The organism is Polaribacter gangjinensis (assembly GCF_038024125.1).
Taxonomy (GTDB): Bacteria; Bacteroidota; Bacteroidia; order Flavobacteriales; family Flavobacteriaceae; genus Polaribacter; species Polaribacter gangjinensis.
The window spans coordinates 2194430-2219786 of record NZ_CP150662.1 but is presented as its reverse complement, the minus strand read 5'-3'; the positions used below and the strand labels follow the sequence as shown (position 1 = coordinate 2219786).

General features: G+C 31.4%; 18 protein-coding genes and 1 tRNA gene. 11 read left to right on the top strand and 8 right to left on the bottom strand.

Going from position 1 to position 25357, the window contains the following annotated elements; genetic code table 11:
- Positions 1-7 precede the first annotated feature (7 nt).
- On the top strand, positions 8-2680 hold the full coding sequence (locus tag WHA43_RS09880; protein ID WP_105046887.1) for a T9SS type A sorting domain-containing protein: 2673 nt from the start codon (positions 8-10) through the stop codon (positions 2678-2680).
- Between the two features lie 28 nt (positions 2681-2708).
- Positions 2709-2876, top strand: coding sequence for a hypothetical protein (locus tag WHA43_RS09875; protein WP_170039582.1), 168 nt, complete (start codon positions 2709-2711; stop codon positions 2874-2876).
- A gap of 344 nt (positions 2877-3220) precedes the next feature.
- On the opposite strand, the gene WHA43_RS09870 is transcribed toward WHA43_RS09875, so the two are convergent.
- Both WHA43_RS09870 and WHA43_RS09865 read right to left on the bottom strand, forming a co-directional pair.
- Positions 3221-3293: transfer RNA gene (locus WHA43_RS09870), tRNA-Met, on the bottom strand.
- A gap of 73 nt (positions 3294-3366) precedes the next feature.
- Complete coding sequence (locus tag WHA43_RS09865; RefSeq protein ID WP_226742883.1) at positions 3367-4530, bottom strand: MFS transporter; 1164 nt, start codon at positions 4528-4530, stop codon at positions 3367-3369.
- A 110-nt stretch (positions 4531-4640) separates the two neighbouring features.
- On the opposite strand from WHA43_RS09865, the gene era reads away from it, so the two are divergent.
- Positions 4641-5525, top strand: a complete 885-nt coding sequence (gene era / locus WHA43_RS09860) for a GTPase Era (RefSeq protein ID WP_105046885.1) — start codon at positions 4641-4643, stop codon at positions 5523-5525.
- Here the strand turns inward: era and WHA43_RS09855 are convergent.
- A complete protein-coding gene (locus tag WHA43_RS09855) occupies positions 5516-6046 on the bottom strand; it encodes a GTP-binding protein (RefSeq protein ID WP_105046884.1) in 531 nt (176 codons plus the stop codon). The two genes, era and WHA43_RS09855, sit on opposite strands and share 10 nt — an antisense overlap.
- Positions 6047-6131: 85 nt before the next feature.
- On the opposite strand from WHA43_RS09855, the gene der reads away from it, so the two are divergent.
- Positions 6132-7442, top strand: coding sequence for a ribosome biogenesis GTPase Der (gene der, locus WHA43_RS09850; RefSeq protein ID WP_105046883.1), 1311 nt, complete (start codon positions 6132-6134; stop codon positions 7440-7442).
- Here der and WHA43_RS09845 read toward each other — a convergent pair whose 3' ends face one another.
- From WHA43_RS09845 to WHA43_RS09830, 4 genes are read right to left on the bottom strand one after another with little or no spacing between them, the layout of a single operon-like run.
- Complete coding sequence (locus WHA43_RS09845) at positions 7443-8144, bottom strand: DUF2490 domain-containing protein (protein ID WP_105046882.1); 702 nt, start codon at positions 8142-8144, stop codon at positions 7443-7445.
- Positions 8141-8758: a DUF4956 domain-containing protein gene (locus WHA43_RS09840; protein ID WP_105046881.1), complete on the bottom strand. Its 618-nt coding sequence runs from the start codon at positions 8756-8758 to the stop codon at positions 8141-8143. The genes WHA43_RS09845 and WHA43_RS09840 overlap by 4 nt, the downstream gene beginning before the upstream one ends.
- Before the next feature lie 2 nt (positions 8759-8760).
- Entirely contained in the window at positions 8761-9525 is a 765-nt protein-coding gene (locus WHA43_RS09835; RefSeq protein WP_105046880.1) for a polyphosphate polymerase domain-containing protein, read from the bottom strand.
- 29 nt (positions 9526-9554) lie between these two features.
- Positions 9555-13328: a lamin tail domain-containing protein gene (locus WHA43_RS09830; protein WP_105046879.1), complete on the bottom strand. Its 3774-nt coding sequence runs from the start codon at positions 13326-13328 to the stop codon at positions 9555-9557.
- 250 nt (positions 13329-13578) lie between these two features.
- Between WHA43_RS09830 and WHA43_RS09825 the strand changes: the two genes are divergently transcribed.
- Entirely contained in the window at positions 13579-15966 is a 2388-nt protein-coding gene (locus WHA43_RS09825) for a GAF domain-containing protein (RefSeq protein ID WP_105046878.1), read from the top strand.
- A gap of 41 nt (positions 15967-16007) precedes the next feature.
- Here WHA43_RS09825 and WHA43_RS09820 read toward each other — a convergent pair whose 3' ends face one another.
- Positions 16008-17195 carry a Pycsar system effector family protein gene (locus WHA43_RS09820; RefSeq protein ID WP_105046877.1) on the bottom strand — a complete coding sequence of 396 codons (1188 nt, stop codon included), beginning with the start codon at positions 17193-17195 and terminating at the stop codon, positions 16008-16010.
- 113 nt (positions 17196-17308) lie between these two features.
- Here WHA43_RS09820 and msrB point away from each other — a divergent pair, with 113 nt between their 5' ends.
- The 6 genes from msrB (at position 17309) to WHA43_RS09790 (ending at position 25308) form a co-directional block, all read left to right on the top strand.
- Positions 17309-17761, top strand: coding sequence for a peptide-methionine (R)-S-oxide reductase MsrB (gene msrB / locus WHA43_RS09815; RefSeq protein WP_105046876.1), 453 nt, complete (start codon positions 17309-17311; stop codon positions 17759-17761).
- Positions 17761-18297, top strand: a complete 537-nt coding sequence (gene msrA, locus WHA43_RS09810; RefSeq protein WP_105046875.1) for a peptide-methionine (S)-S-oxide reductase MsrA — start codon at positions 17761-17763, stop codon at positions 18295-18297. Before msrB ends, msrA begins: the two co-directional genes overlap by 1 nt.
- Positions 18294-19850 (top strand): protein adenylyltransferase SelO, encoded by a 1557-nt coding sequence (locus tag WHA43_RS09805; RefSeq protein WP_105046874.1) that lies wholly within the window; start codon positions 18294-18296, stop codon positions 19848-19850. Before msrA ends, WHA43_RS09805 begins: the two co-directional genes overlap by 4 nt.
- A gap of 31 nt (positions 19851-19881) precedes the next feature.
- Positions 19882-20901 (top strand): XdhC family protein, encoded by a 1020-nt coding sequence (locus WHA43_RS09800; RefSeq protein WP_105046873.1) that lies wholly within the window; start codon positions 19882-19884, stop codon positions 20899-20901.
- A gap of 97 nt (positions 20902-20998) precedes the next feature.
- Entirely contained in the window at positions 20999-21610 is a 612-nt protein-coding gene (locus WHA43_RS09795) for a nucleotidyltransferase family protein (protein ID WP_105046872.1), read from the top strand.
- Positions 21607-25308, top strand: coding sequence for a metallophosphoesterase (locus tag WHA43_RS09790; RefSeq protein WP_105046871.1), 3702 nt, complete (start codon positions 21607-21609; stop codon positions 25306-25308). Before WHA43_RS09795 ends, WHA43_RS09790 begins: the two co-directional genes overlap by 4 nt.
- The last annotated feature ends 49 nt before the right edge of the window (positions 25309-25357 follow it).

The following is a 25357-nucleotide window of genomic DNA, read 5'->3' as shown; positions in this document are numbered from 1 at the left end:
ATTACTTATGAAACTAAAGCTTACATTACTAATTTTTTTCCTTACACAAGGATTTCTTTTTTCACAGACAGTAAATATTGCAGGAAACCCTTATGGAGGAAATCCATATGCAACAATTGCAGATGCAATTTCAGCTTCAAATGATGGAGATGTCATTTTAATCTCAGGAATTCATACAGAATCTATTACTATTGCAAAGAGTATTACACTAAAAGGCTCAAATCCTTTAACGGATATTATACAAGCGAATGCAGCACCCAATACTGCAACAACTAGAGTTGTTACTTTATCATCTGGTAGTTATAATATAACAATAGAAAATTTAGGCATTAGACATGGAAATGCTGATTCCTCAAATAATGGTGGTGGAATTTTTGGGGATAAAGTAACTGGATTAATTACACTAAATAATTTAATTATCAATAATAACAAGACAGCTAGAAATGGTGGTGGATTATCATTTGATGGGTCAAACGTAAATATCACAGATTGTACGATCAGCAATAACACTGCTACCCTTGAAGGTGGAGGAATTATGGCATCTCCAAATACTGCTGCTGCAATCAATTGCAATGTAAATATTAAACAATCACTTATAAATGCAAATACTGGAAGAAATGGTGGTGGAATGTGGATAAATGGAAATAATTCTGCATCATATAAAATAGATGTAATAATTGAAAATAGCACAATTTCAAATAATATTACAACCAGCGCATCAAGTGGTTTGGGAGGTGGAGCAATATATACAACCTCACCAACTGGTGGTGGTGTTACTTTAAGTTTTATTCATGTTACAACTTACAATAATTCTCATGCTGCATTAACTAAATCGGGTTTACAATTTGCAGGTACAAACCCAACTTTGTTTAGTATATATAATTCAATTATTGTAAACACAGGTGATATAACAAGAAAGTCATTAAATCTCGCTAATGTTACAATTTCAAACTCAATTAATACAATTTTTGGAGGATTAGAAGGTGTTGTACCAGCAATTATTACTGATAGTGGTAATAATAATTTAACTGGCCAAACTGCAACTCAAGCAGGTATTTCTGGAGGGTTAATTGATAATGGTGGTAAAACACAAGTGTTAACTATGGATAAAGACATTGCTTTCAAAAATTACTGTTCAGTATCTTTACCAATTTCAATTTCAAACATAGATCAAAGAGGATTTTTAAGAGATGCTACTCCAGATGCAGGGGCATTTGAATATTACAATATTTGGAATGGAACAAACAATGACTTTACAGACGCAAACAATTGGTCTGATGGTAATCCTGTTAGTGGTGGTTTAGTTCACATTAAATCTTCTGCATTCATGCCAACTGCAGCAACTATTGATGTTAGTAATATTGTAATGGATTCAGGGACTTCTTTTATAACAACTTCAACTTATGCTGGAAATTTAGTTTATAACAGAAATCTTGCTACTACCAATTGGTATTTAATTGGTTCGCCAGTAACAAACCAAGATGAAGATGATTTTATTTCAGATGCTAATTTTGCTTATGGAACAGGAAGTAATAGAGGTTTTGCATCGTACAATACGTTAAATGATAATTGGACTTATTACACTGGCACACCAAGTGCAAATGTTTTAACATCTGGAATTGGATATTCAGTGAAAAAAATGACTGCTGAAAATATTTCATTTTCAGGAAGTATGTTGACAAATGATTTAACTCCAATAACTTTAACAACAACAGGAAACGGATTCAATTTGGTTTCAAATCCTTACCCTTCTTTTATAAATAGTGAAACGATGCTTGATTTAACTTCAAATTCTGAATCATTAGCATCAAAAACAATTTGGGTTTGGGATCAATCAACAGGTGTTTATGATACAAAGGTTTCTACTGAAGCATTTAAAATTGCACCAACACAAGGGTTTTTTGTAAAATCAGATGGAGCTGCTGGTACCTTATCAATAAATGAAGCTTTCCAAAGTCATGAAGCAGATACTTTCTCAAAATCAGAAGAAAAAACTTCAATATTATTGCAACTATCTTCTGGGAATGATATCAGAAAAGCGCGATTGTATTATGTTGATGGAGCAACCAAAGGTTTTGATAACGGTTTTGATGGAGCACTATTCAAAGGAGTTCAAAATCCTTTCGCAATCTACAGTCATTTGGCTTCAACAGAAGTTGGGGTAGATTTACAAGTTCAATCTGTACCAAAAACTGATTTAGAAAATACAATAATTCCAATTGGAATTAATGCAATTGCAGGAAAACAAATCACTATTGAAGCAACTATCACAAATTTGCCTGAAGGTTTAAAAGTATTCTTAGAAGATAGAGCAACAAATACCATTACTCGTTTAGACGAAGCAAATTCATCATACAAAGTAACTTTGAACGATGCTTTAAATGGAACAGGACGTTTCTTTTTACACACAAAAGCATCAGGTGTATTGAGCACTGATGAGGTTGTTTTACAAAACACAAGCATCTATGCCATCAACAACAATACCTTGAGAGTAGTTGGATTGCCTTCAGGAAATGCGAATGTAAAAATGTACAGCATTTTAGGAAAACAAGTGATGCAAACTTCTTTTAGTTCAACTGGAATGAAAGAGATTTCATTGCCAAAATTGTCAACAGGAATGTACATTGTTCAAGTAGAAACTGCTGCTGGCAAATTGAACAAAAAAATCGTTTTAGAATAATTAATCCCATTTTAAAAAAGAAGACATCATGAAAAATCAAGATAAAAACTCAGAAGAAATCACAAGAAAAGAAGCTATCAAAAAAATAGGAACTTACGGTAAATATGCTGCATTAACAGCTTTAGGTACCTATTTGATTTTAAATCCTAAAAAAGCGCAGGCTCAAAGTCCTGCTGAACCAGGACAAGGATTTTAATTAAAAAGCTATTTAAATAAAAAATAATTTAAAGTGTTTATTAAAAAAGCGGAATTTCAAAAATTTGAGATTCCGCTTTTTCGATAATTAATCTTTCGTGATTGTAATAATTTACCCTAATTGAAAAAGGTTAAAAAATTCTATTAAAAATCTTTTTTGAACTTGAAAAAAGAACTTCAGTATAAATTAAAAAATACAGACTTATATAAGTCTGTATTTTAATTCTATTAATGGAAAATACCCCAATATTTTGATGATTTCAGTGAATACCTTTTCAATAATAAAACAAATAATCAGTAAAACAAAAAAAGACAAACTTTAATTAAGTTTGTCTTTTAGCCTAGTAGCGGGAACTGGACTCGAACCAGTGACCTTTGGGTTATGAGCCCAACGAGCTACCTACTGCTCTATCCCGCGATCTGGATTGCAAAGATACAACACATCACAACTAAACTCCAAACTTTATTTGTAATTTTTTAGTGTAAAAATTTTATTGTGTTTGATGCTTGAAAAACAAACGCGAAATAGGAATCAATAAAAAGCCCGCAATAACAAAGACAAAAAATGCTTTTTGCAAACCAAAAGCATGCGCTAAATACCCAATTAATGGAGGTCCAACAAACATTCCAACAATTCCATACGTAGAAATGATAGAAATTGCCATTCCTGGCGAATATTTTTTGGATGTCCCTGCCAAAGCAAATGTCATCGGAAAAATAGCAGCCGTTCCAAATCCAACTAGACAAAATCCGAGCAAAGCTGTCCAAAATGTTGGAAATAAAATTGCTGTTAATATGCCAATTTTTATAGTTACAGCACTAAAAACATAGGTTTTTTTTGCGCCAAAATGCAAAATCAATTTATCTGAAAAAAATCTTGAAAGTGCCATACATGCCATAAATGATAAGTATCCTAGCGTAAAAACTTCTTCATTTATAACTTCTTTAAAATAAACACCACTCCAATCAAACATACCTCCTTCACAAATGGCTGCTAAAAAAATGATCAATCCTAAGGTCAAAATAAAAGGATCTGGCTTTCCTAAAATTAATTTATTTCCTGAGGGAGATCTGTCATTTTTCAATGTATAAAAATAGGAAATCACAATGAGTACACTTGTAAAAATTGATATTCCTGTCAAATGATTTCCCATTGAAACATCAAATTTCACCATCAATGTAGAAAAAGCAACACCGACCAAACCACCCAAACTCCACAATCCATGAAATGAGCCTACAATGGGTTTTTGATAACTTTTTTGCAAGACAATGGATTGTGTATTGATAGATATATTTAAAATTCGCATAAAAAACGCAAACATTGAAATTCCTACAAGCAATGACATTATAGAAGTTGCAAATCCAATAAAAATCAAAGAAATATTAAATAACAAAAAAGATATTAATAGTGGTTTTCTACTATCAAATTTTGCCACTAACCATCCTGAAATTGGCACACCAACTAACGAACTTATTGGCATGGCTAAAAGCAAAGAACCCAATTCAGCCTCATTCAATTGAAAAAATGATTTGATTGTCGGAATTCGGGAAGCCCAAGTAGCAAATGTTAATCCTGATAAGAAAAAAAAGCTGCTGAGTGCAATTCTTTGTGTAACTTTTACATCCATAGTGATGGGAACAATTATCGCGTGCAAACTTACAAAAATTGAGGAATCTTACTGATTTTTAATCCATCCTAAATTCAAAAAAAAATCATTGCAATTTATCGTTCATTCGCATTTTAAAACTACCTATCTTTGCAACTATGATGCACAAAGCTGGTTTTGTAAATATTATTGGAAATCCAAATGTTGGAAAATCAACTTTGATGAATGCTTTGGTGGGTGAAAAACTCTCCATAATTACTCCAAAAGCACAAACTACAAGACATCGTATTTTAGGCATTGTCAATCACGAAGAATATCAAATCGTTTTTTCTGATACTCCAGGAATCATAAAACCTGCTTACGAATTGCAAGCATCAATGATGGATTTTGTTAAATCAGCCTTGGATGACGCAGACATTTTGATTTATATGGTTGAAGTGGGTGAAACTGCTCAAAAAAACGAAGCTTTTTTCAATAAAATTATCAATAGTAAAATTCCAGTAATTTTATTATTGAATAAGATTGATAAATCTTCTCAAGATGAAGTTGCTGAAAAAATTGCCTATTGGCGAGAAAAAGTGCCTAATTCATTTGTTTACATCATTTCTGCGTTAGAAAAATTCAATGTAGATACCGTTTTTTACAAAATCATTGAATTATTACCAGAAGGACCTCCTTATTATCCAAAAGACCAATTAACAGATAAACCTGAACGTTTTTTTGTGAATGAAAAAATTCGCGAAAAAATATTGATGCACTACAAAAAAGAAATTCCATATTCAGTAGAAGTTGAAACCGAAAGTTTTATTGAAGAGGAAACAATTGTGAGAATTCGATCTGTAATTATGGTTGAAAGAGACACTCAAAAAGGCATCATTATCGGTCATAAAGGGACTGCAATTAAAAGAGTTGGCGCTGAAGCTCGCAAAGATTTAGAACGCTTTTTCATGAAAAAAGTTTTCATTGAATTGTATGTAAAAGTCAATAAAGATTGGCGAAATGACAAAAATCAATTAAAAAGATTTGGATACGATCAAAGTTGATTGGTTATAATTTGAATCATTACATCGTGTAAATATTTAATTTGCGGTTTGCCAGTGTCTTTACCAATAGTTCCCAAAAAATAGAGCATTATCCAAATAATTGGCAAAACAATTACCATCATTAAAGGAAAAGTAAAAGGTTCTTTTAAAGATATTTTAGAGTAAAGCATTGTTGCCGATATTAAAAACAATCCACCAACTACAAAATGAATGAACATAAAAAACGTCCAAACTTGAGGTTTAGGACCAAATAAACCCTTCATTTCTGTAGTATTATTTTCTTTCGAAATAAATTCCAAATGTAATTGAGGAGACCAAAAATGTTCGTCTTTTTTGGGAACACTCATAAAAATATGCTGATCTACAAGAACACCTCTACAATCCGTTTTTTTGTTTTTAAAAATATCAGAAAAACGTTGAATTACAACATCCGAAGTTTCATCTAAATCAATAGAAAAACGTGGACGTAAAAAAAGTTCTGCATTCCTTTTTTCAATTAAAAGCTTGGTAACATTGTCCATAAAATGGATTCATTTAAGTCAGTTGAAATTTACGATAAATAATCGTATTGTAAATTGTACCTTTGCAAAAAATTATCCGTAAAAAATGAATAGTATTGTTGCCATTGTAGGAAGACCCAATGTAGGAAAATCAACACTTTTTAACAGGTTGGTTCAAAGAAGAGATGCCATCGTCGATTCTGTAAGTGGGGTAACAAGAGACCGTCATTACGGAAAATCTGATTGGAATGGAAAGCAATTTTCAGTAATTGATACAGGTGGTTATGTCATTGGATCTGATGATATTTTTGAAGAAGAAATTCGAAAACAAGTAGCTTTGGCGATTGATGAAGCTGACATCATCATTTTTGTAGTGGATGTTGAAGAGGGCATTACACCTATGGATGCTGAAGTTGCCAAATTGTTACACAAGGTAAAAAAACCCATTTTTACTGTAGTAAATAAGGTGGATAATTCCATGCGCGAAACAGATGCATTGGAATTTTACAACTTAGGTTTGGGCGATTATCATACGATTTCTTCCATGAATGGAAGTGGAACTGGTGATTTATTAGACGCAATTACCGCTAAAATGCCTGAACCAGAAGCCATAAATCCTGATGAAGAAGAATTGCCAAGATTTGCAGTTGTTGGACGACCTAATGCTGGAAAATCATCTTTTATCAATGCTTTGATTGGTGAAGAACGCAATATTGTTACTGACATTGCAGGTACAACTAGAGATGCCATTGACACGAAATACAATCGTTTTGGATTTGATTTCAATTTGGTGGATACTGCTGGAATTAGAAAAAAATCGAAAGTAAAAGACGATTTAGAGTTTTATTCAGTAATGCGTGCAGTTCGTACAATTGAATATGCAGATGTGATTATTTTAATTGTTGATGCAACTCGTGGTTTTGAAGGACAAGATCAAAACATTTTTTGGTTGGCAGAAAAAAACAGAAAAGGGATTGTGATTCTCATTAACAAATGGGATTTAATGGAAAAAGAAACCAATACTTTGCGAGATTTTGAGGCTAAAATAAGAACTCAAATTGCACCATTTACTGATGTGCCAATTATTTTTATTTCAACATTGACAAAGCAACGTATTTTCAAAGCTATTGAAACTGCTGTAGAAGTTTTTCAAAATCGTAAGAATAAAATTCCTACTAGTAAATTCAATGAAACGATGTTAGAATTGGTTAAAACGTTTCCACCTCCTGCAATTAAAGGAAAATATGTAAAAATTAAATATTGTATGCAGTTACCTACACCAACACCTCAGTTTGTGTTTTTCTGTAACTTGCCACAATATGTAAAAGATCCTTACAAACGATTTGTTGAAAACAAATTGCGTGAAATTTACAATTTTTCGGGTGTGCCAATTACCATTTATTTTAGGCAGAAATAATTAATTTATAGAGTATCTGTATCTTAATTCAATTACATCCAAATTCATTGGGAGATTTCCATCTATTAGACTTCTTTCGTATCTGTAATTGATGCCAAATTCTCCGAAATTTTTCCATTTGTACTTTGTTCCAAAGGTCAATCTATACTTTGTAAATTGGTTTTTTTCATCCTTTGAAACACGTCTAAAAATTTCGGCATCAAACTCAGGGTCTAAAGGCCACTTTTTAAAATTATAATCAACACCTGTTCTAAAACGAATGTTGGCATTTGGAATATCTCCTTCAAGTTCTGAAACAGCTACTTCATTTTTATTTTGATAGCGAAATCTGTGATTTATTGAAAGTTTATTGAACTTGTATTTGTACGAAAGATCAAATTGATATCTGAAATGTTTTCGAATGCCTTGTCTATTTCCTTGCGTATCATTTTCATCAATAAAACGAACTGAACCACCTAATTCAAACTTTTTATAAATCTTATACTCTGCCCCAATTTCAGTAAATCTTTCTTCTAAAACTTTGGCATTTTCTTTAAAACGCATGTTGTATTCAAGATTCAGTTTTAGTTTCTTTTTTATGGTATAATCAACTCCAATTGAGTTCCAAGAACCAAAATCTGTTTCATCTTGAGCAAATAACGAACTGTTTATCAGCAAAAAAGCAAAAAATAATTTACTGAAGTTTATAAGTTGTGTTTTCATTTTTTTCTTTTTTCTGGTTGAAGATTATAGTAAATAGTGAGTGTTGCACAATCTTTGACAAAGTCGATATCATCAATTGTTACTTTATTGATTGGAATTCCCGTTCGTTCTTCTAAATCGGCAATAAGAAATTCATAATTTTCAGATTTGATATTTTCTATCTTTTCATAAATTATTTTCTTAGTAATTTCGTGCTTTACATGCCATACTTTTTCAATAAACCCAACTGCCCAAGTAATGGCAACATTTGAAAACAAAATTTCAGTATAACTCAATTTACTGTTCACAACCGCATTCATCAATGAAATTCCAATTACAATAAACAAATAAGTCATTTCTCTGATTGGAATGGATTCTGTTCTGTACCTAATAATTCCAAAAACAGCAAAAAGTCCGATTGCCAAACCAATATTTAAATTGAATTTTTTTAAAGTAAATGAGATAAAAAACAATACAATACTGATCATGAAAAAAGTAAACAAATAGTCTTTTCTTCCTGTTGATCCGTAATAAAACCAACGAATTATGATGGTAATAAAAAACAGATTTAAGAAAAACAACAATGCCATTGAATAAAAATCTTGATCAAATATTGGGAAATTCAATAAGTCCATAATTACAGGGATAATTTATTAATTTTTAATAGTTTAGGTTTGATAAGATTGTTTTTTAAATCTTGATATAAATTGGTTGCGCCCACACAATATTTGCTAATACTATAAGGATTGCATTGAATACTTTTTAATAATTTAACAACTTCGGATGTTCTATCAAATTTAGCTTGTTTTAGTTCTATAACAACTAATTTGCTATATACTTTTTGTTTTGCATCAATTGAAAAACTCAGGTTTAAATCGATTGTAACCCGCTCTTTACTCTCTAAATTTACCAAAGTAATTCTCTTAAAATTGTTCCACAAACTTGGCTGTAAATCTAAATTGTTGTTTGTGATTTTAAAAATAAAATCTTTTGATTTTTGGGATAATTCTGTCTCAAAATCAGCAATTTGCTTTCTAAATTTATCTGTTTCTCCTTTGCCATTTTTCTTTTTAATTTCGATAAAGGTTAGATTAGAGTCCACATATTTTCGTTGCCTAATTTTAGTTCTATTAATTCGTCCATTATGATGATCATGGTAAAATTTAAAATCGGGCGTATCAAGATATAAAGAAGAATAATTCATAATTCTTTTCCCATCAATCTCTAAAACTTTATAGGAGTTTTTAAGAGCTTCTAAAATTTCAGGTAAATAGGAAATATTGATGATGAATTTAGTGTCTTTCCTTTTCAACAAAGCCACTGAATTCATTTCATCTAACGTAATTTTTTTGAATTGTTTTAGATTATTTTTAAGATCTACAATTGATGTTTCAACAATCATATTTTATATTTCTTTCGATTTATCACCCATTATTTTTTTATAATTTTTTTAATGATGGAGGAATTTTCGGAGGAAATTTTTACCAAATACATGCCTCTAGCGTATTGACTTAAATCGATTGTTACATTCGCAGAATCGTATTTTTTGGTAAATAATGATTGGCCAAATAGATTGTAAATAGCAACTTGATTGATTGGTTTTTCAGATACAATTTTAAGGTTATCTGTTGTTGGATTTGGATAAACTGACAAGCGATTTAAAACAAAATCATCTGAAGAAAGTACGGCAGTATCAATACCATTAATAGCGATATTATTTAACATAACTCTTTTTCCTTCATCTGCTGTCATGTTTGTTCCATCAAAACGAATGCGAACTTTAAAATTAGCATTATTATTGGCAAGTGCGACATTTGTAAAGTCGAATTCTTTTAAATCAAAAGCTAAATTTAATGCTGATGATGTTCCAGAAATCCCAGTAGAAACCCAATTTGTTCCATTCCAATATTCAACAATGAGCGTTTGTGCTGCACCATCAGTAGCAACAGCAAAAGACAATTTAATTTCTTTATAATTTACTGTTGAAAAAGCAAGTTCTAAACTGTTTTCTAATCCACTAGATTTAAAAGGTTGCCTTACTTGCAAACCTCTCATTATTATAGGATTGTATTCAATTTCATTGTTAGCAATTGGTTGGTAATTGATTGGCGTTGGTTGGTTGATTCTTTCTAAAGAAGCTTTTCTCCAATTAGGATCTGTGCTCTTGAAAGGATAACCATTCAAAGAAGAATTAAAATTTAAAGCCGCATTTGTGTTGCTTCTAGAGTAGGTTGCATTTACGTTTTGTAAAGGAGTGTCATTAGGTATATTTTCATCAAACAACCAAAAATGCATTAAGTGAGAATAATTTTCAATCGCTTTAAAATTTGCTTGTACTTGAAAATCAGCTATTGGTGTTACTAAAACTTTAGGATTTGTACTATTTAAATCTCCTGACCAATGTGAAAATTCGAATCCTGGAAAAGCAATTGCTTCAATAGAAACAGGAATCGTTTTAAAATAAGTACCATTCCAAGGATATGGATTTTCATCAACTCCTGGTGTAGTTCCTTTGACATCAATCGTATTTATTTTTATATACCCTTCTTTTGTGTCAGAAACATTCAAATCAACCTCAAAAGTTTCAGCAATATTAAATTGATTTTTTATAATATCAATTTGTTCTTGAGGTCTATTAGTTGCCCAATTAAGTAGGTTTTGTTTTTCCTCTGACTTATAAAAATTCTCTCTTGGATAACGATTTACATCTTCAGATAGGTATGGGGCAACTTCATCAAAAGTTTCATTAATAACTCCCGTAAAATAAGAAGTTTTAAATACGGTATTTAATACATCTGCAAACCTAGTAATAAATTGGGCTTTAAATTTTCCATTCGCTAATAGTTTAGCAAAAATAAGATTATTAGGAACTCCATTTAAATCTGCTAAATAGGCCAACCAATCAGTATTTGTAGAGAGTGAAGCTTCAAAATCTTGCACGCTCAATCTCCATCTTCCATCTCCATATTCATCATTTTCTATATTTCTTGCCTTCCAATATTTTCGTTCGTAACTATTGTTAGAGGCAAAAGACATCATGATTACATTCTCAATCATCGAATTCATATCGAGCATTTGAGAGGCTTGATTAAAAATCTGATTATCAGACATATCATTATTAATAATAAAATCTCTCATTGTAATATAAGATTGAAAATCAGCATCTAAACCTTCATCTAATTCACATTGCGATCCATTACAACTAACTTGAACAAAATTATCTTCAGAAACTCCGAAATTTAACTCATAATGAAAACGATCAAAACGATCACGAAAAGCAGTCAATCCCCAAAATTCTCCATTGATAAAATGAACTGCAGGTTCAATACGCGTAACTCCATTAAAAACTGCTTGCAATGCTTTACTAAATGCCACATCATAAGCAATTGGACCTCCAGCACCATCACCTCTTAACAAAATTCTTCTAAAATCTTTATTGTATGGATTTACAGCATCTGGAATATTTTGTTTAAAAAAATTATGCCTGAATTCGTTCTTTGTATCATAATCATTTCTTGCATAAAGTCTCAAATTTTTGATATTTTGAACACGAGAATTATTACCATGAATTCTAAAACCAGCATTTATATTTTGGACACTTGTGAGGGAAGAAGGTTGAAAAAATTCAACATTTACAGGATATTCCCATTCATCACCACTTCTTGAAAAATTACTAATTTCAGGTCTCCAAGATTGATTATTTGATGGGTTTTGTATTCTCCAAGTATCAAAATCTTTTCCAGCAGTGTAAATTCCTTCTTCATAATCAAAAAGTAAATTTTCTTGAATTTGTAAAGAAACTACAGGAATGTTGTATGGGTTTCCTCCATTGAAAACAAAAAATGTTTTAGAAATAGTTTTTGATTGCGCTCCATTCAAATAAGTTTTTGCTCTTATAACAGTAGCTTTTCTAACGGGAGTTGGTGGAATATAGTGCGCAAATTGTGTTGTATTTTTATTTGCCAATTCATCTGGTTGACTTGATCTATCTGAAATCGAAATTGTGTTTGAATACGTATTTGATTTATAAGAATCATTTAAAAAAGCCCCAAAAGGATCTCCTGGTAAAAGAGGATAATCATTTTTAAATTGATACGTTTTCCCTGATAAATTATTAATGTCTGGCTCAGAACCATCTAAAGTGTAAATGATAGTAGCTCCCTGATTTTGGGCGGTTAAAGTCAAATCAAATCCACTTGAATACAATCCAGATTCGTGAGAAAATGAGGGTGGATACAAAGGAGTTGTTGTTCCAGGATTTGCATTTGAAGCTAATGGAGTTGGAGTATTAAAATACAACCAAGAACCTGTGCCATCTGGTTGTCTTCCATAAGAAACATCAACTCCTAAATCAATGGATGGCGAACCACTAACCAAAACACCTGAAAGATTGGTTAAAAAAATATTTTCACCAGTGGCAGAAATTCCAAAATTTGTATGCAAATTGTTGGCAGTTTTTCGATCTTTTCCAGAAGCCCATATCAACAAAAATTGTCCTGGAGAAATACTAACTGATGGAAAAACCCATTTAAAAGGCAACTCTTCATCATCAGACAACCCAAAACCAGTTAAGTTTACAGTTGTTTGCCCGTAATTATAAAGCTCAATCCAATCTTGGTAAGTTCCGTCTTCATCAGCAATTATTTTTCCATTAGAAGACATAAATTCATTGATGGCAATTTTTTCAGAAACTACGTTAGATGCTGTTGAATTACTAGCATTGGGTGTTGGTGTTTCAAAAAAATTCCAATCTCCTGTTCCATCTGGTTTTCTTCCATATGATTTATCAGTGGGAATTGCTACTGCAGGAGATTCATCAATTTTTGTACCTGACAAACTGGTTAAAACAATGGTTTCTCCTCCAGATTTTAGTTTAAAATTTGTGTGAAGTTGACCCGAAACATTTGCGCGATTTTTATCTGATGCCCAAACAATCAAATATTGATTTGGCGCTAAATTTCTTGATGGAAATTTCCATTTATAAGGATTGTCAACTTCATCAGACAAACCATAACCAGCCAAATTGATGGTTGTGGTATCATAATTGTAAATTTCTATCCAATCTTCAAAATCACCATTTTCATCTTTTATGATTTTGGTATTTGAAGACATAATCTCATTTATAGAAATTTGCTGGGAAAAGTATTCTGAAGAACACAAAACGCTAAATAGAAATGAAATAATTAGACTGTAATTTTTAAACATAGCGTTTTATAAAATAAAGGGTATTGACAAAAAAAAGAAATAACCTAAAATTAACTACAAATATAATGAAATCTTAAAAATAATTTATGATGAACTGTTATTCAATGTAATATAAAATTTAAGATTTCATGCATTAGATACAATTTTGCAACCTACTCACTAAATTTTCTCTAGTGCACTAAAGTAAGAATCTATGACATAAAGCGACAAACTGCATATAATTGACTAAATTTGTTACTCATTTTTAAGAATGCTTATGTTCGCGCCAGGAATCCTCTCACAATCTTCTTTGCCTTTGCAACTGCATATTTCGTTTGAAAAAGTATTTCAGGCTTATCAAAAATATGCTGATACTGAATTTGAAAAGCATCCTCTGCACACAATTGCACTAGAGATGAAGAAAGTTGTAAACAAAAACCCTGCTTTGATAGAAGGTTTTACAGATACAACATCCATAGAAAAATTTAAAGAGTCAATCAATATATTGCTAGAGCCTTTGTTTCCTGAGGCATTACTTTTAAATGAAATTAAAGCAGCAAGTATTCCTTTTTCATTTACCACTTTCAAATTTTCATCTCGATTTAAAAATATTGTTGAAAATGCTGGAGAGAATTTTGAACTAACGGTTCGAAATTTTGAGGATGATGGCATGTATATCATGGCTTGCACCTTTATTTTAGGTGCCGTTTATGGTTATAAAATTGATATGAAAAGGCCATTTTATTTTGACATTCCTGATGAAACCACAGGAACTATGAAATACTATAGAGCTGCATTTAATGCTGATTTTTCTGAAATAATTCCAACCGAAAAAGCCCCAAAACTTACTGAAGAAGATTTTAAAACATTATTAAAAAACTACCACGATATTTCTATCTGGAAAGAAAAATTCCCACCAAATAGTTATATTTTCAAAGGATTTGGACTCATCAATTTGTTTGATGTAACTGCCGAAGAAAGTATTTCATCTATCAAAGCAAATTTACTTTCCGGAAAAGAAGGAATCATTTTCAATCTTCAAAGTAATTTTAGAGATTTTTATGGATTGAAAGATTTGCTTTTAGGATTCTCTATTTTCGACAAAAAGAACGGTAAAATTTGTGAAACTGTAGTTAAAACATCCAACAGTTTATTGCTAAAAAACAAAGAAGAAATAAAATGTGACAGCAATTATTTTTGCAAAGGCATCATGGAAAAAGTGTTTCAAAAGCACGAAACTTTTATCATTTCTGATGTTGAAGCTTATGGCAGCAAAACAAATCACAATTTATTTTATCAAAATATACATCAACTTGGCATTGGAAGCATCATTTTAATTCCGATTCCTGCTACTAAAAAAGGAGATTTAGCATTATTAGAAATTGCAAGTCCAAGAGCTTACGATTTAAATTCAGTAAATATCAATAAGCTAAAAGACATCATTCCTGTTTTTGAAACGGCAGTTAAAAGGATGTCAGAAGAGCGTCAAAATATGCTTGAAGCAACCATTCAAGAAAATTATACAGCCATTCATCCTGCTGTAAAATGGCGTTTTTATGATGCTGCAGAGAAATTTTTTGCTGAATCGCAAATCAGCGAAAATGCCAAATTAGATGAAATTATTTTTGAAGATGTGTATCCTTTATTTGGTCAAAGTGACATTAAAGGTTCATCAGAAGCTAGAAATATCGCTATCAAAAAAGATTTAAGTAAACAACTTCAAGTGGCTATTGAGGTTTTAAAAAATGCGCTTGATTTTGAAAAATTACCTATTTACGAAGAATTGATGTTTCGTGTTTCATCTTATCTAAATGAAGTTGAAAGTGAATTAAAAGCGGGAGATGAAATCAGCATTTTAGAATTTTTAAAGAAAGATATTTATCCAGTTTTTAATCATCTTGAGCTGTTAAATGAACAGCTAACAGCTAAAGTTCAGCAATATAAACAACTATTAAATCCAGATTTAGGTGTCATTTACGATCAAAGAAAAGCCTATGAAGATAGTGTCAATTTGTTAAATAACCGATTGGCAAAATTTTTAGATGCTAAACAAAAAGAAGCGCAACAAATGTATCCTCATTATTTTGAAAGATACAAAACTGATGGCGTTGAATTTAATATGTACATCGGAAAATCCATCAATAAAGATACCTCTTTCAACGAAATTTATCTCTACAACTTACGATTGTGGCAATTGCAAACCATGGTTGAAATGGAAAATATTGCCTTTGAAGAACGTAAAAAGATGACACACGATTTGCAAGTTGCCTCCTTAATTTTGGTGCATAGCAACCCCATGTCCATAAAATTTAGAATGGATGAAAAACAGTTTGATGTTGATGGCGCTTACAATATCCGTTACGAAATCATCAAAAAACGCATTGATAAAGTGAACATCAAAGGCAATCTTGAAAGATTGACAACACCAGGAAAAATTGCAATTGTATATTCGCAAGAAAAAGACGCTTTAGAGTATGTAAAATACATTAACTACTTGCAATCTAAAAAACAATTAGGAAACATCGAGTTTCTTGAATTGGAGGATTTACAAGGTGTTGCTGGATTGAAAGCATTGAGAGTTGAAGTTTTATATCAAAAAGATTTTAATGAAAAAAAGACCATCACTTTTAATGATTTATTGAAAGAAATTGCAAATTAAATTGGTTTTTTTTAGTGTTTTTAGGCTTTTAGGTTACTTTTTTAAAGCACAAAAGCCAATCCAAAAGCAATGACACTTACTATTATTCCAATCATAAAAACGGTGTACGTAGTTCGCAACAATCCGTATTTACGGTTCAAAACCAATCCTAAAAAATACAAATCTTTAGTTAACGAACCATATAAATAGTCTTTATCATGCATCATTTCTGAAATCCCCCATTCAAAATCCTCTAATTTCATTTGATGAAAATTTCCAAAAAACAACAAATTAACTTTTTTGTTGGCTACGTCTTCTTTCGAAAATTTTCCTTGAGTAACATTGGGTCTTGTTGCCAAAATCGATAAAATCATGCTCGCAACTGTAAACAAAATAAAAATTACAGAAGGAACAATTAAAAAACTATTATGAGGATTGTCTAATTTAGGAATCAAAGTTGAAAATGACATTGAAATTATGATAGCATTTACAGATAATAAAATATTGGCTTTCGTATCTGCAATGTCACTCAACGTAATGTGGTTTCGCAAAGCCACTCTAAACATGGTTTCAACCCCACGTTCAGGAACAGCTCCTTTGTTTTTTTTAATTTTGATAACTTCTTGTTTTTGGTTGAATTTTAGAGAACTTTCTTGTAATTCTTGTTGATTTTTAATCAATTTCGCAAAGTTTTTCGATTTGTTTTTTGTCCATTCTTTCAAAGCAAAAGTGCTGTAAAATCGATGTTGTTCAGCAAAAAAAGCAATATTTTGATTTGTCCATTCCAAATCAGAAAGTTTTTTTGATGAAGTAAGTTCCCATTCTTTTCGCAATAAATTGGCAAAATCTTCGTAATTTTTGGAAGCCAAATGCGCACAATCTGCATCTATAATTATTTTTTCAAGTTCATTTTTAGGTTGATGTCCTAATTTGGTTGCTAGTATAATGGCTGAAATTGTTGCCATTTGATCTTCAGAAATGCCTTTCTCTTTTAAAAAATCAGTTGCAATTTTTACACTTTCTTCCTCATGATTTTTGGCTCCTTTTACAAAACCTGTGTCGTGAAACCAAGCAGCAATAATTACGTTTTCGGCTTCATTTTCGCCTAATTGAGATGCTTCAACAAGTTCTTTAACCACAGTTACAATGCGTTGTGTATGTGCCAAATTATGATATACATACATTGCATCTAACTGAGTACCCAAAAGGGTTGTTACATAATTTTCAATTTCAGAAAGCAAGGTGCTCATAATCACAAAAATTTTATAAAAACAAATGTAAGCAAATAAAACGGCTATTGTAAGTGAGGGTTTTGTCGTAAATTTACTCTTTCTTATACAACATCTTAAAATTATTAAAAAACATGCTTACTTGGAAAGACATACTTCATTTTGCCACCAAAGGAAATCCAACTCCTACTAAAAGAGTTGAAAAAACAGATGCTGAATGGCGCGAAATATTAACTCCAGAACAATTTAGAATTGCGAGACAAAAAGGAACTGAAAGGCCTTTTTCTGGAGAATTATGTTCGATTTATGAAGCAGGAAAATATCATTGCATTTGTTGTAATGCACCTCTTTTTGATTCCACAATCAAATTTGATTCTAGTTCAGGATGGCCAAGTTTTACACAACCTATTACCGAAAATGCTATTCAATATCATAAAGATATTTCATTTGGAATGGTGCGTGTTGAAGTGCTTTGTAATTCGTGTGATGCACATTTAGGGCACGTTTTTCCTGATGGACCACCACCAAGTGGACTGCGCTATTGTATCAATTCTGTGTCTATGCAACTTGAAAAATCAGAAAAATAATGAGTAAAAATATTCAAGTAACTACTATTGGTGGAGGATGTTTTTGGTGTACAGAAGCTGTTTTTCAAAAAGTAAAAGGAGTAGAAAAGGTGGTTTCTGGTTATGCTGGTGGAAATGCTCCTGGAAAACCAACGTATCGTGAAATTTGCTCAGGATTGACTGGTCATGCAGAAGTAGTCCAAATTACTTTTGATGCAAATTTGATTTCTTTTGAAGACATTTTAGTGATTTTTTTAACCACACACAATCCAACAACATTAAACAGACAAGGAGCTGATGTAGGCACACAATATCGTTCTGTGATATTTTATCACAATGAATTGCAACAAGAAATTGCGTTGAAAACCATCCAAAAAGTACAAGGATATTATGCAGATAAAATTGTAACAGAACTAAGTCCTTTGCCAATTTTTTATGAAGCTGAAGACTATCATCAAAATTATTATCAAAACAATAAAACTCAAGGTTATTGCGAATATGTAATCACTCCAAAATTGGCGACTTTGCGAAAATTACACGCTGACAAACTCAAATGAAATTAAATATTACAGAAACTTTCACCAAAGAATTACCTGCTGATTCAACACTTGAAAATTCAAGACGACAAGTTTTTGAAGCGGCATTTTCGTATGTAAATCCAAAAAAAACAGCTGCTCCAAAATTGATTCATGTTTCTGAAGAAATGCTTGCAACTCTTGGAATTTCAAAAGCAGATTCAACATCAGAATTTTTTAAAAATATATTTACAGGAAATGAAATTTATCCAAACACAAAACCTTTTGCCATGTGTTATGGAGGGCATCAATTTGGTTCTTGGGCTGGACAATTGGGTGATGGAAGAGCGATTAATTTGTTTGAAATTAAAAATCAAAACAAACAATGGAAATTGCAATTGAAAGGTGCAGGCGAAACTCCTTATTCAAGAAATGCTGATGGTTTGGCTGTTTTGCGTTCATCAATCAGAGAATATTTGTGCAGTGAAGCCATGTTTCATCTCGGAATTCCAACTACAAGAGCATTATCACTAAGCCTTTCTGGAGACAACGTATTGCGTGATATTATGTATGATGGAAATCCTGCGTATGAAAAAGGCGCAATTGTTTGCAGAGTTGCTGAATCATTTTTGCGTTTTGGAAATTACGAAATTTTTGCAGCGAGAAATGATGTAAAAAATCTAAAAATTTTGGTGGATTATACCTTGAGGCATCATTTTCCACATTTAAAAAATTCATCCAAAGAAACCTATATTCAATTTTTTAAAGAAGTTGCTGAACGAACTTTATCAATGATTATTCATTGGCAACTTGTTGGTTTTGTGCATGGTGTTATGAACACAGATAACATGTCGATTTTAGGGTTGACGATTGATTATGGACCTTATGGTTGGTTAGAAGGCTTTGATTTTGGCTGGACACCAAACACTACAGATCGCCAACACAAACGTTATCGTTATGGAAATCAGCCAAATATAGGTTTATGGAATTTATATCAATTGGCAAATGCACTTTTCCCATTGATTGAAGAAGCTGCTCCTTTAGAATCTATTTTAAAAGACTATAAAACCAATTTTGAAAGTCAATCTTTACAAATGATGAAATCAAAATTAGGATTGTTTTCTTCGGATAAAAATGATGCAAAACTCATCCAAAATTTAGAAGATACTTTGCAATTATCAGAAACTGACATGACCATTTTTTTCAGGTTATTAAGTGATTTTACCTCAGAAAAGAATGGTTTTGAAATGATAAAAGAGGCTTTTTATGACATTGAAAACGTTAGCGAAACTATCAAAAGCAAATGGCAAAATTGGTTTGGAATGTATGCAAATCGTTTACAACAAGAATCTTTATCTGCTATTGAACGAAAACTAAAAATGAATGCAGTAAACCCAAAATATGTATTGCGAAATTACATGGCGCAATTGGCAATTGATGCAGCAAATTTAGAGGATTATTCTTTGATTGATGAGCTATTTCAGTTGCTAAAAAAACCCTATGATGAACAACCAAATCATCAAAAATGGTTTGCAAAAAGACCTGATTGGGCTCGTGACAAAGTAGGTTGTTCTATGTTGAGTTGTAGTTCCTAAAAAAATGTATCTTTAAGCAACCAAATTTATCATGATTCACGAACTCAAAGAAATCATTCAGCAAGCCGTTATCAATCAACAAAAAGGATTGAAAAATGTGTTGGCGTCTGTCGTTTTTTTAGAGGGATCTTCTTACAGAAAACCGGGAGTTCGCATGTTAATTGCCGAAGATTTGTCAACTATTGGAGCTGTAAGTGGTGGTTGTGTTGAAAAAGAAATTATTCAGAGATCAAAAAGTGTTTTTTTAGATAATAAAGCAAAAATAATCACGTATGATGGCAGATACAGATTGGGTTGTGAAGGAATATTGTATATTTTAATAGAACCATTTTACATTGAAAATAAGTTTTTACATCGTTTTTCTGAAGCTATAAAAAATCGTGAATCAATAGAAATCAATAGTTTTTTCATCAAAGAAGATGAAGCTTATGGCAATTTTAGTTCTCAAATTATTTTTCCAACCCAAGAAACTTTTTCATTCCAAAAAAACAGTTTGTTTCAAGAGAAAAATGATTGTGAAGTTTTTACTCAAATTTTAAAATCTGCATTCAAACTTTTAATTATTGGTGGTGAGCATGATGCTGTAAAATTGTGCAAAATAGCATCTAATTTAGGTTGGGAAATTGATGTGATTACCTCAGCAAAAGATCCAAAAAGTTTGACCGATTTTCCAGGAGCAAATTCTGTTATTGGCGAAAGCCCTGAAACCATTCAATTTGAAAATCTTGAAGAAAACACAGCCATTGTAATTATGAATCATAGCTATGTGCAAGATTTAAAATATGTTATGCAATTATCTAATTATCAACCAAAATATATCGGGATTTTAGGCGCTCCAAAAAGAGGAGAACGTTTATTTAACGAACTTTTTGAACTAAAACCTGATTTGAATCCCGAATTTTTAGATGCCATTTACACTCCTGCAGGATTGCATTTAGGCGCACAAACTCCCGAAGAAATTGCCGTTTCAATCATTGCTGAAATCATGAGTGTTTTCAATAAAAAAGAACCTTTTTCATTGCGAAATTTGAAAGGAAAAATTCATCAATAATCCATGAAATCGCCATCAAGAAAGAGTTTGCGTAAGCAAACACCAATGAATAAAAATGCGATTGCATATGTGACCGCTTAAAAAAATATTTACACATATGAAAAATATCCCTGTTTTAGTTTTGGCTGCTGGAAAATCTTCCAGAATGCACACTACAAAACAGTTGTTAAAAATTGGCAATCAGTCACTTTTAGAAATTGTTTTAGAAAAAGCTTTAGCAATTTCATCTTCACCCATTTACTGTGTTTTAGGTGCAAATGCGGCAACAATTCAACAAGAAATTGCTACTAAAAATGTTGATTTTATCTTCAATGAAAATTTTAATGAAGGATTAAGTACAAGCATCGTTTTTGGAATTAATTATTTGGAAAAAAATCATCCAAATTTAGAGGGTGTATTTATTTTATTAGCTGATCAACCAGCCATTGAAATTGCCTATTTGAAAAACTTAATTGAATTATTTGCTGAACATAAAAACAAGATTATTGCCTCTAATTATCAGAGAAGAAATGGCGTTCCAGCAATTTTTCCAAAAGAATTTTTCAAAGAATTGAAATTATTAAAAGGCGATTTTGGAGCTAGAGACTTTTTAGAAAAAAATAAAAATGCAACAATTGTTAGTTCTTTAGATGTTTGTTTGATAGATTTAGATACGAAAATCGACTATGAAAATTATAAAAATCTGATAAAATCAGACGCTACAAAATGAAATTATTAAAAATTACATTCTATACATTTCTTTTGTTTTTAATGTACGCATGTGCAACAAAAAAAATACAAGTAACTGTATTTCAAGAAAATAAAATTGAAAAAGACACTTCAAAAATATTGCACTCTTTTTATTTGATTGGTGATGCAGGAAATTCTGAGTTGAATAAAAAAGATCCTGCATTGGCCTATCTAGAAAAAGAAATTGCAAAGGCATCTAAAAACGCAACCTTACTTTTTTTGGGAGACAATGTTTATGAAGTCGGAATTCCGAAGAAAAAAAAGAAGAAAAAATACAAACTTGCCAAACATCGTTTAGAAGTTCAAACAGATATTGCCAAACAATTTCCGGGAAAAACTTATTTTATTCCAGGAAATCATGATTGGTACAGTGGTTTAAATGGCCTAAAAGAACAACAAGAATTGGTTGAAAATGCGTTAGGGAAAAATTCATTTTTACCCAAAAATGGCTGTCCAATTGAAAGAGTTAACATCAATGAAAACATCAGTTTGATCATTGTTGATACACATTGGTATGTTACCAATTGGAACAAACATCCAAAAATTAACGAAGAATGTGACATTAAAACGAGAGCCAAATTTTTAGATGAATTAGAAAGTGAAATCAAAAAATCACAAGGGAAAACAACACTAATTGCGCTACATCATCCAATGTTTACAAATGGACCTCATGGTGGATATTACGATTTTAAAAGTCATTTACAACCTTTTCCATTTCTAGGAACTGTAAAAAATATATTACGAAAAACTACAGGAATTAGCAATGCAGACCAACAAAACACAAAGTATAACGAACTACGAAAACGCATCATTACACTTGCACAAGAAAACGAGAAAGTTCTCTTTGTTTCAGGTCATGAACACAGTTTACAGTACATTGTTAGAGATAATGTTCCTCAAATTGTAAGTGGATCTGGCTCTAAAACTTCTTCTGTAAAACACACAAATGGGAGTGTTTTTTCATACGGAGAAAATGGTTTTGCAAGATTGGATGTGTATGAAGATGGATCCTCAAAAGTGCATTTTTATACAGTGAAAGATGAAAAAATAGTGTTTGAAACCACTGTTTTTGAAGCTGATAAAAAACTGATTTTCAAATCTTTCCAAAACACGAATTTGACTGGAAAAGCTACTTCTGTTTATTCAAATGAAGAAATTATAAAAACCAATTTCCATAAATTTTTATGGGGTGAAAGATATCGTAAATATTTCGGCACCAAAGTTTTAGCTCCTTTAGTTTCTTTAGATACTTTGTATGGGGGACTTACGCCGATTAGAAAAGGTGGAGGTCATCAGTCAAAATCTTTGCGACTAAAAGATGTTAAAGGAAGAGAATATGTAATGCGCGCTTTGCGAAAAAATGCAGTGCAATATTTACAAGCTGTAATTTTTAAAGACCAATATGTTGATGGTCAATTAGATAAAACATTGACAGAAAGTTTACTGATGGATATTTTTACAGGATCTCATCCCTATGCGCCATTTACGATTGATAAATTAGCAGAAGCTATTGACATTTATCACACAAAACCCGTTTTATATTTTGTGCCAAAACAACAAACTTTAGGTGAATTTAATGAAGATTTTGGAGATGAATTGTACATGATTGAAGAGCGCACGGATGAAGGTCATGGAGATAAAAAAAACTTCGGATTTTCAAATGAATTGATAAGCACTGACGATTTACGGACGAATTTAGTAAAAGATAAAAAATATGGTATAGATGAAGAAACCTACATTCGAGCGCGGCTTTTTGATATGTTGATTGGTGATTGGGATAGACATCAAGATCAATGGAGATGGGCTGCATTTGAAGAAGGTAAAAAAGTAATTTACAAACCTGTACCAAGAGATCGTGATCAGGCTTTTTCGGTTTTTGGAGATGGGTTTTTACTAAATTTTTTAACAAATACTTTGCCAGCTATAAAAGGAATGCGTTCATATGATGAAGCATTGAAAAACCCAAAATGGTTTAATTATTCCGCGTATCCATTGGATATGGCGCTAATCAATCAATCCAATAAAAAAGTATGGGATACACAAGTTGCGCGAATTCAAACTCAAATTACAGATGAAGTTATTGATGAAGCTTTTAAAAAATTTCCTAAAGAAGTTCAAGGTGAAACGATTGCTGAAATCAAACAAAAATTACAAGGAAGAAGAAAAAACTTGCAAAAAATATCAGACAACTATTTTAAATATCTCAATGAATTTCAAGTAATTACAGGAACAAATAAGGATGATTGGTTTGAAATTGAACGCTTTTCAAATGGAGAAACCAAAATAACCGTTTACAACATTAAAGACGGAGAAAAAGGCGCAATTATTCATCAAAGAACCTACAATAGCGACATTACCAAAGAAATTTGGTTGTTTGGTTTGGATGATGCTGATCGCTTTACATCAAAAGGTTTTAATGGAAATGGTAATATTAAAATCAAAATTATTGGTGGATTAAGCAATGATTTATACGATTTAAAATCAGAAAAAAATATCAAAGTTTTTGATTATAAATCAACCAAAAACACCTTTATAACTGAGAAAATTAGCAGAAAACTTACAGATGATTACGACATCAATAATTACGATTTTACAAAACTCAAAAATACGGCTAATTTGGTTTCTCCAAGTTTGGGTTTCAATCCTGATGATGGCATCAAAATTGGTGTTAAAAATACTTTTTTAGAAAATGGTTTGGTTCGCAATCCGTTTTCTAAACGTCATATAATTTCTGGTTACTATTATTTTGCTACACAAGGGTATGAATTGAATTATGAGGGTGAATTTGCCAATGTTTTTGGCAATTGGAATTTGGGTGTTTTAGGGAGATTTACAAGTCCGAATTTTGCAAGAAATTTCTTCGGATTTGGCAACAATTCTTCAAATCCTGAGGCAAAAAAAGACGAAGAGAACAATGATTTTAATAGAGTTCGAATTGAACAATTCATAGCAGGGACTTTTTTAAAATGGCGTGGATATTTAGGCGCTGAATTTAAAATTGGAGCACAATTTCAGCGATTTGAAGTAGAAAGAACACCAGGTAGATTTTTAGAAACCCAATTTGCAGCATCAAACAGCATTTTTTCAGATCAAGAATTTGTAAATGTCGAGGCAAGTTATCTTTATTCGCATTCAGATAATAAAGCTTTTACTACTTTAGGAATGGAATTTGAAACTAAAAACGGATTTACAACCAATGTAAATACCCAAAGAAACTTTTTTTACAACAATACTTCATTGTCAATTACACACAAAATAAATCCAAATGGAAGTTTGGTTTTAGCATCAAAAGTAAAAGGACATTTTATTTTTGGTAAAAATTTCGAGTTTTATCAAGCTGCAAATATTGGTGCGAATGAAGGTTTACGTGCTTTTAGAAACGAGCGTTTTAATGGTAAAAATTCGTTTTACCATTCAACAGATATTCGTTGGAATGTGCGCAAATACAAAACAAATTTATTGCCATTAAACATTGGTTTTTATGGAGGTTTTGATTATGGAATGGTTTGGGGTACTCCAAATTTATTAACAGTAATTCCTAATTCCGATTCAAAATTACATACCTCAACAGGTGGAGGTCTTTTTTTCAATGCAGCTGATTTATTTTTGGGAAGTGTAGGATTATTTTATGGAGCTGATGGTTCGCGATTTAACTTTAGTATTGGTTTTGATTTTTAAAAAAGAATAATTCAACTAAAAAAGCGAAGTAAAAACTTCGCTTTTTTAG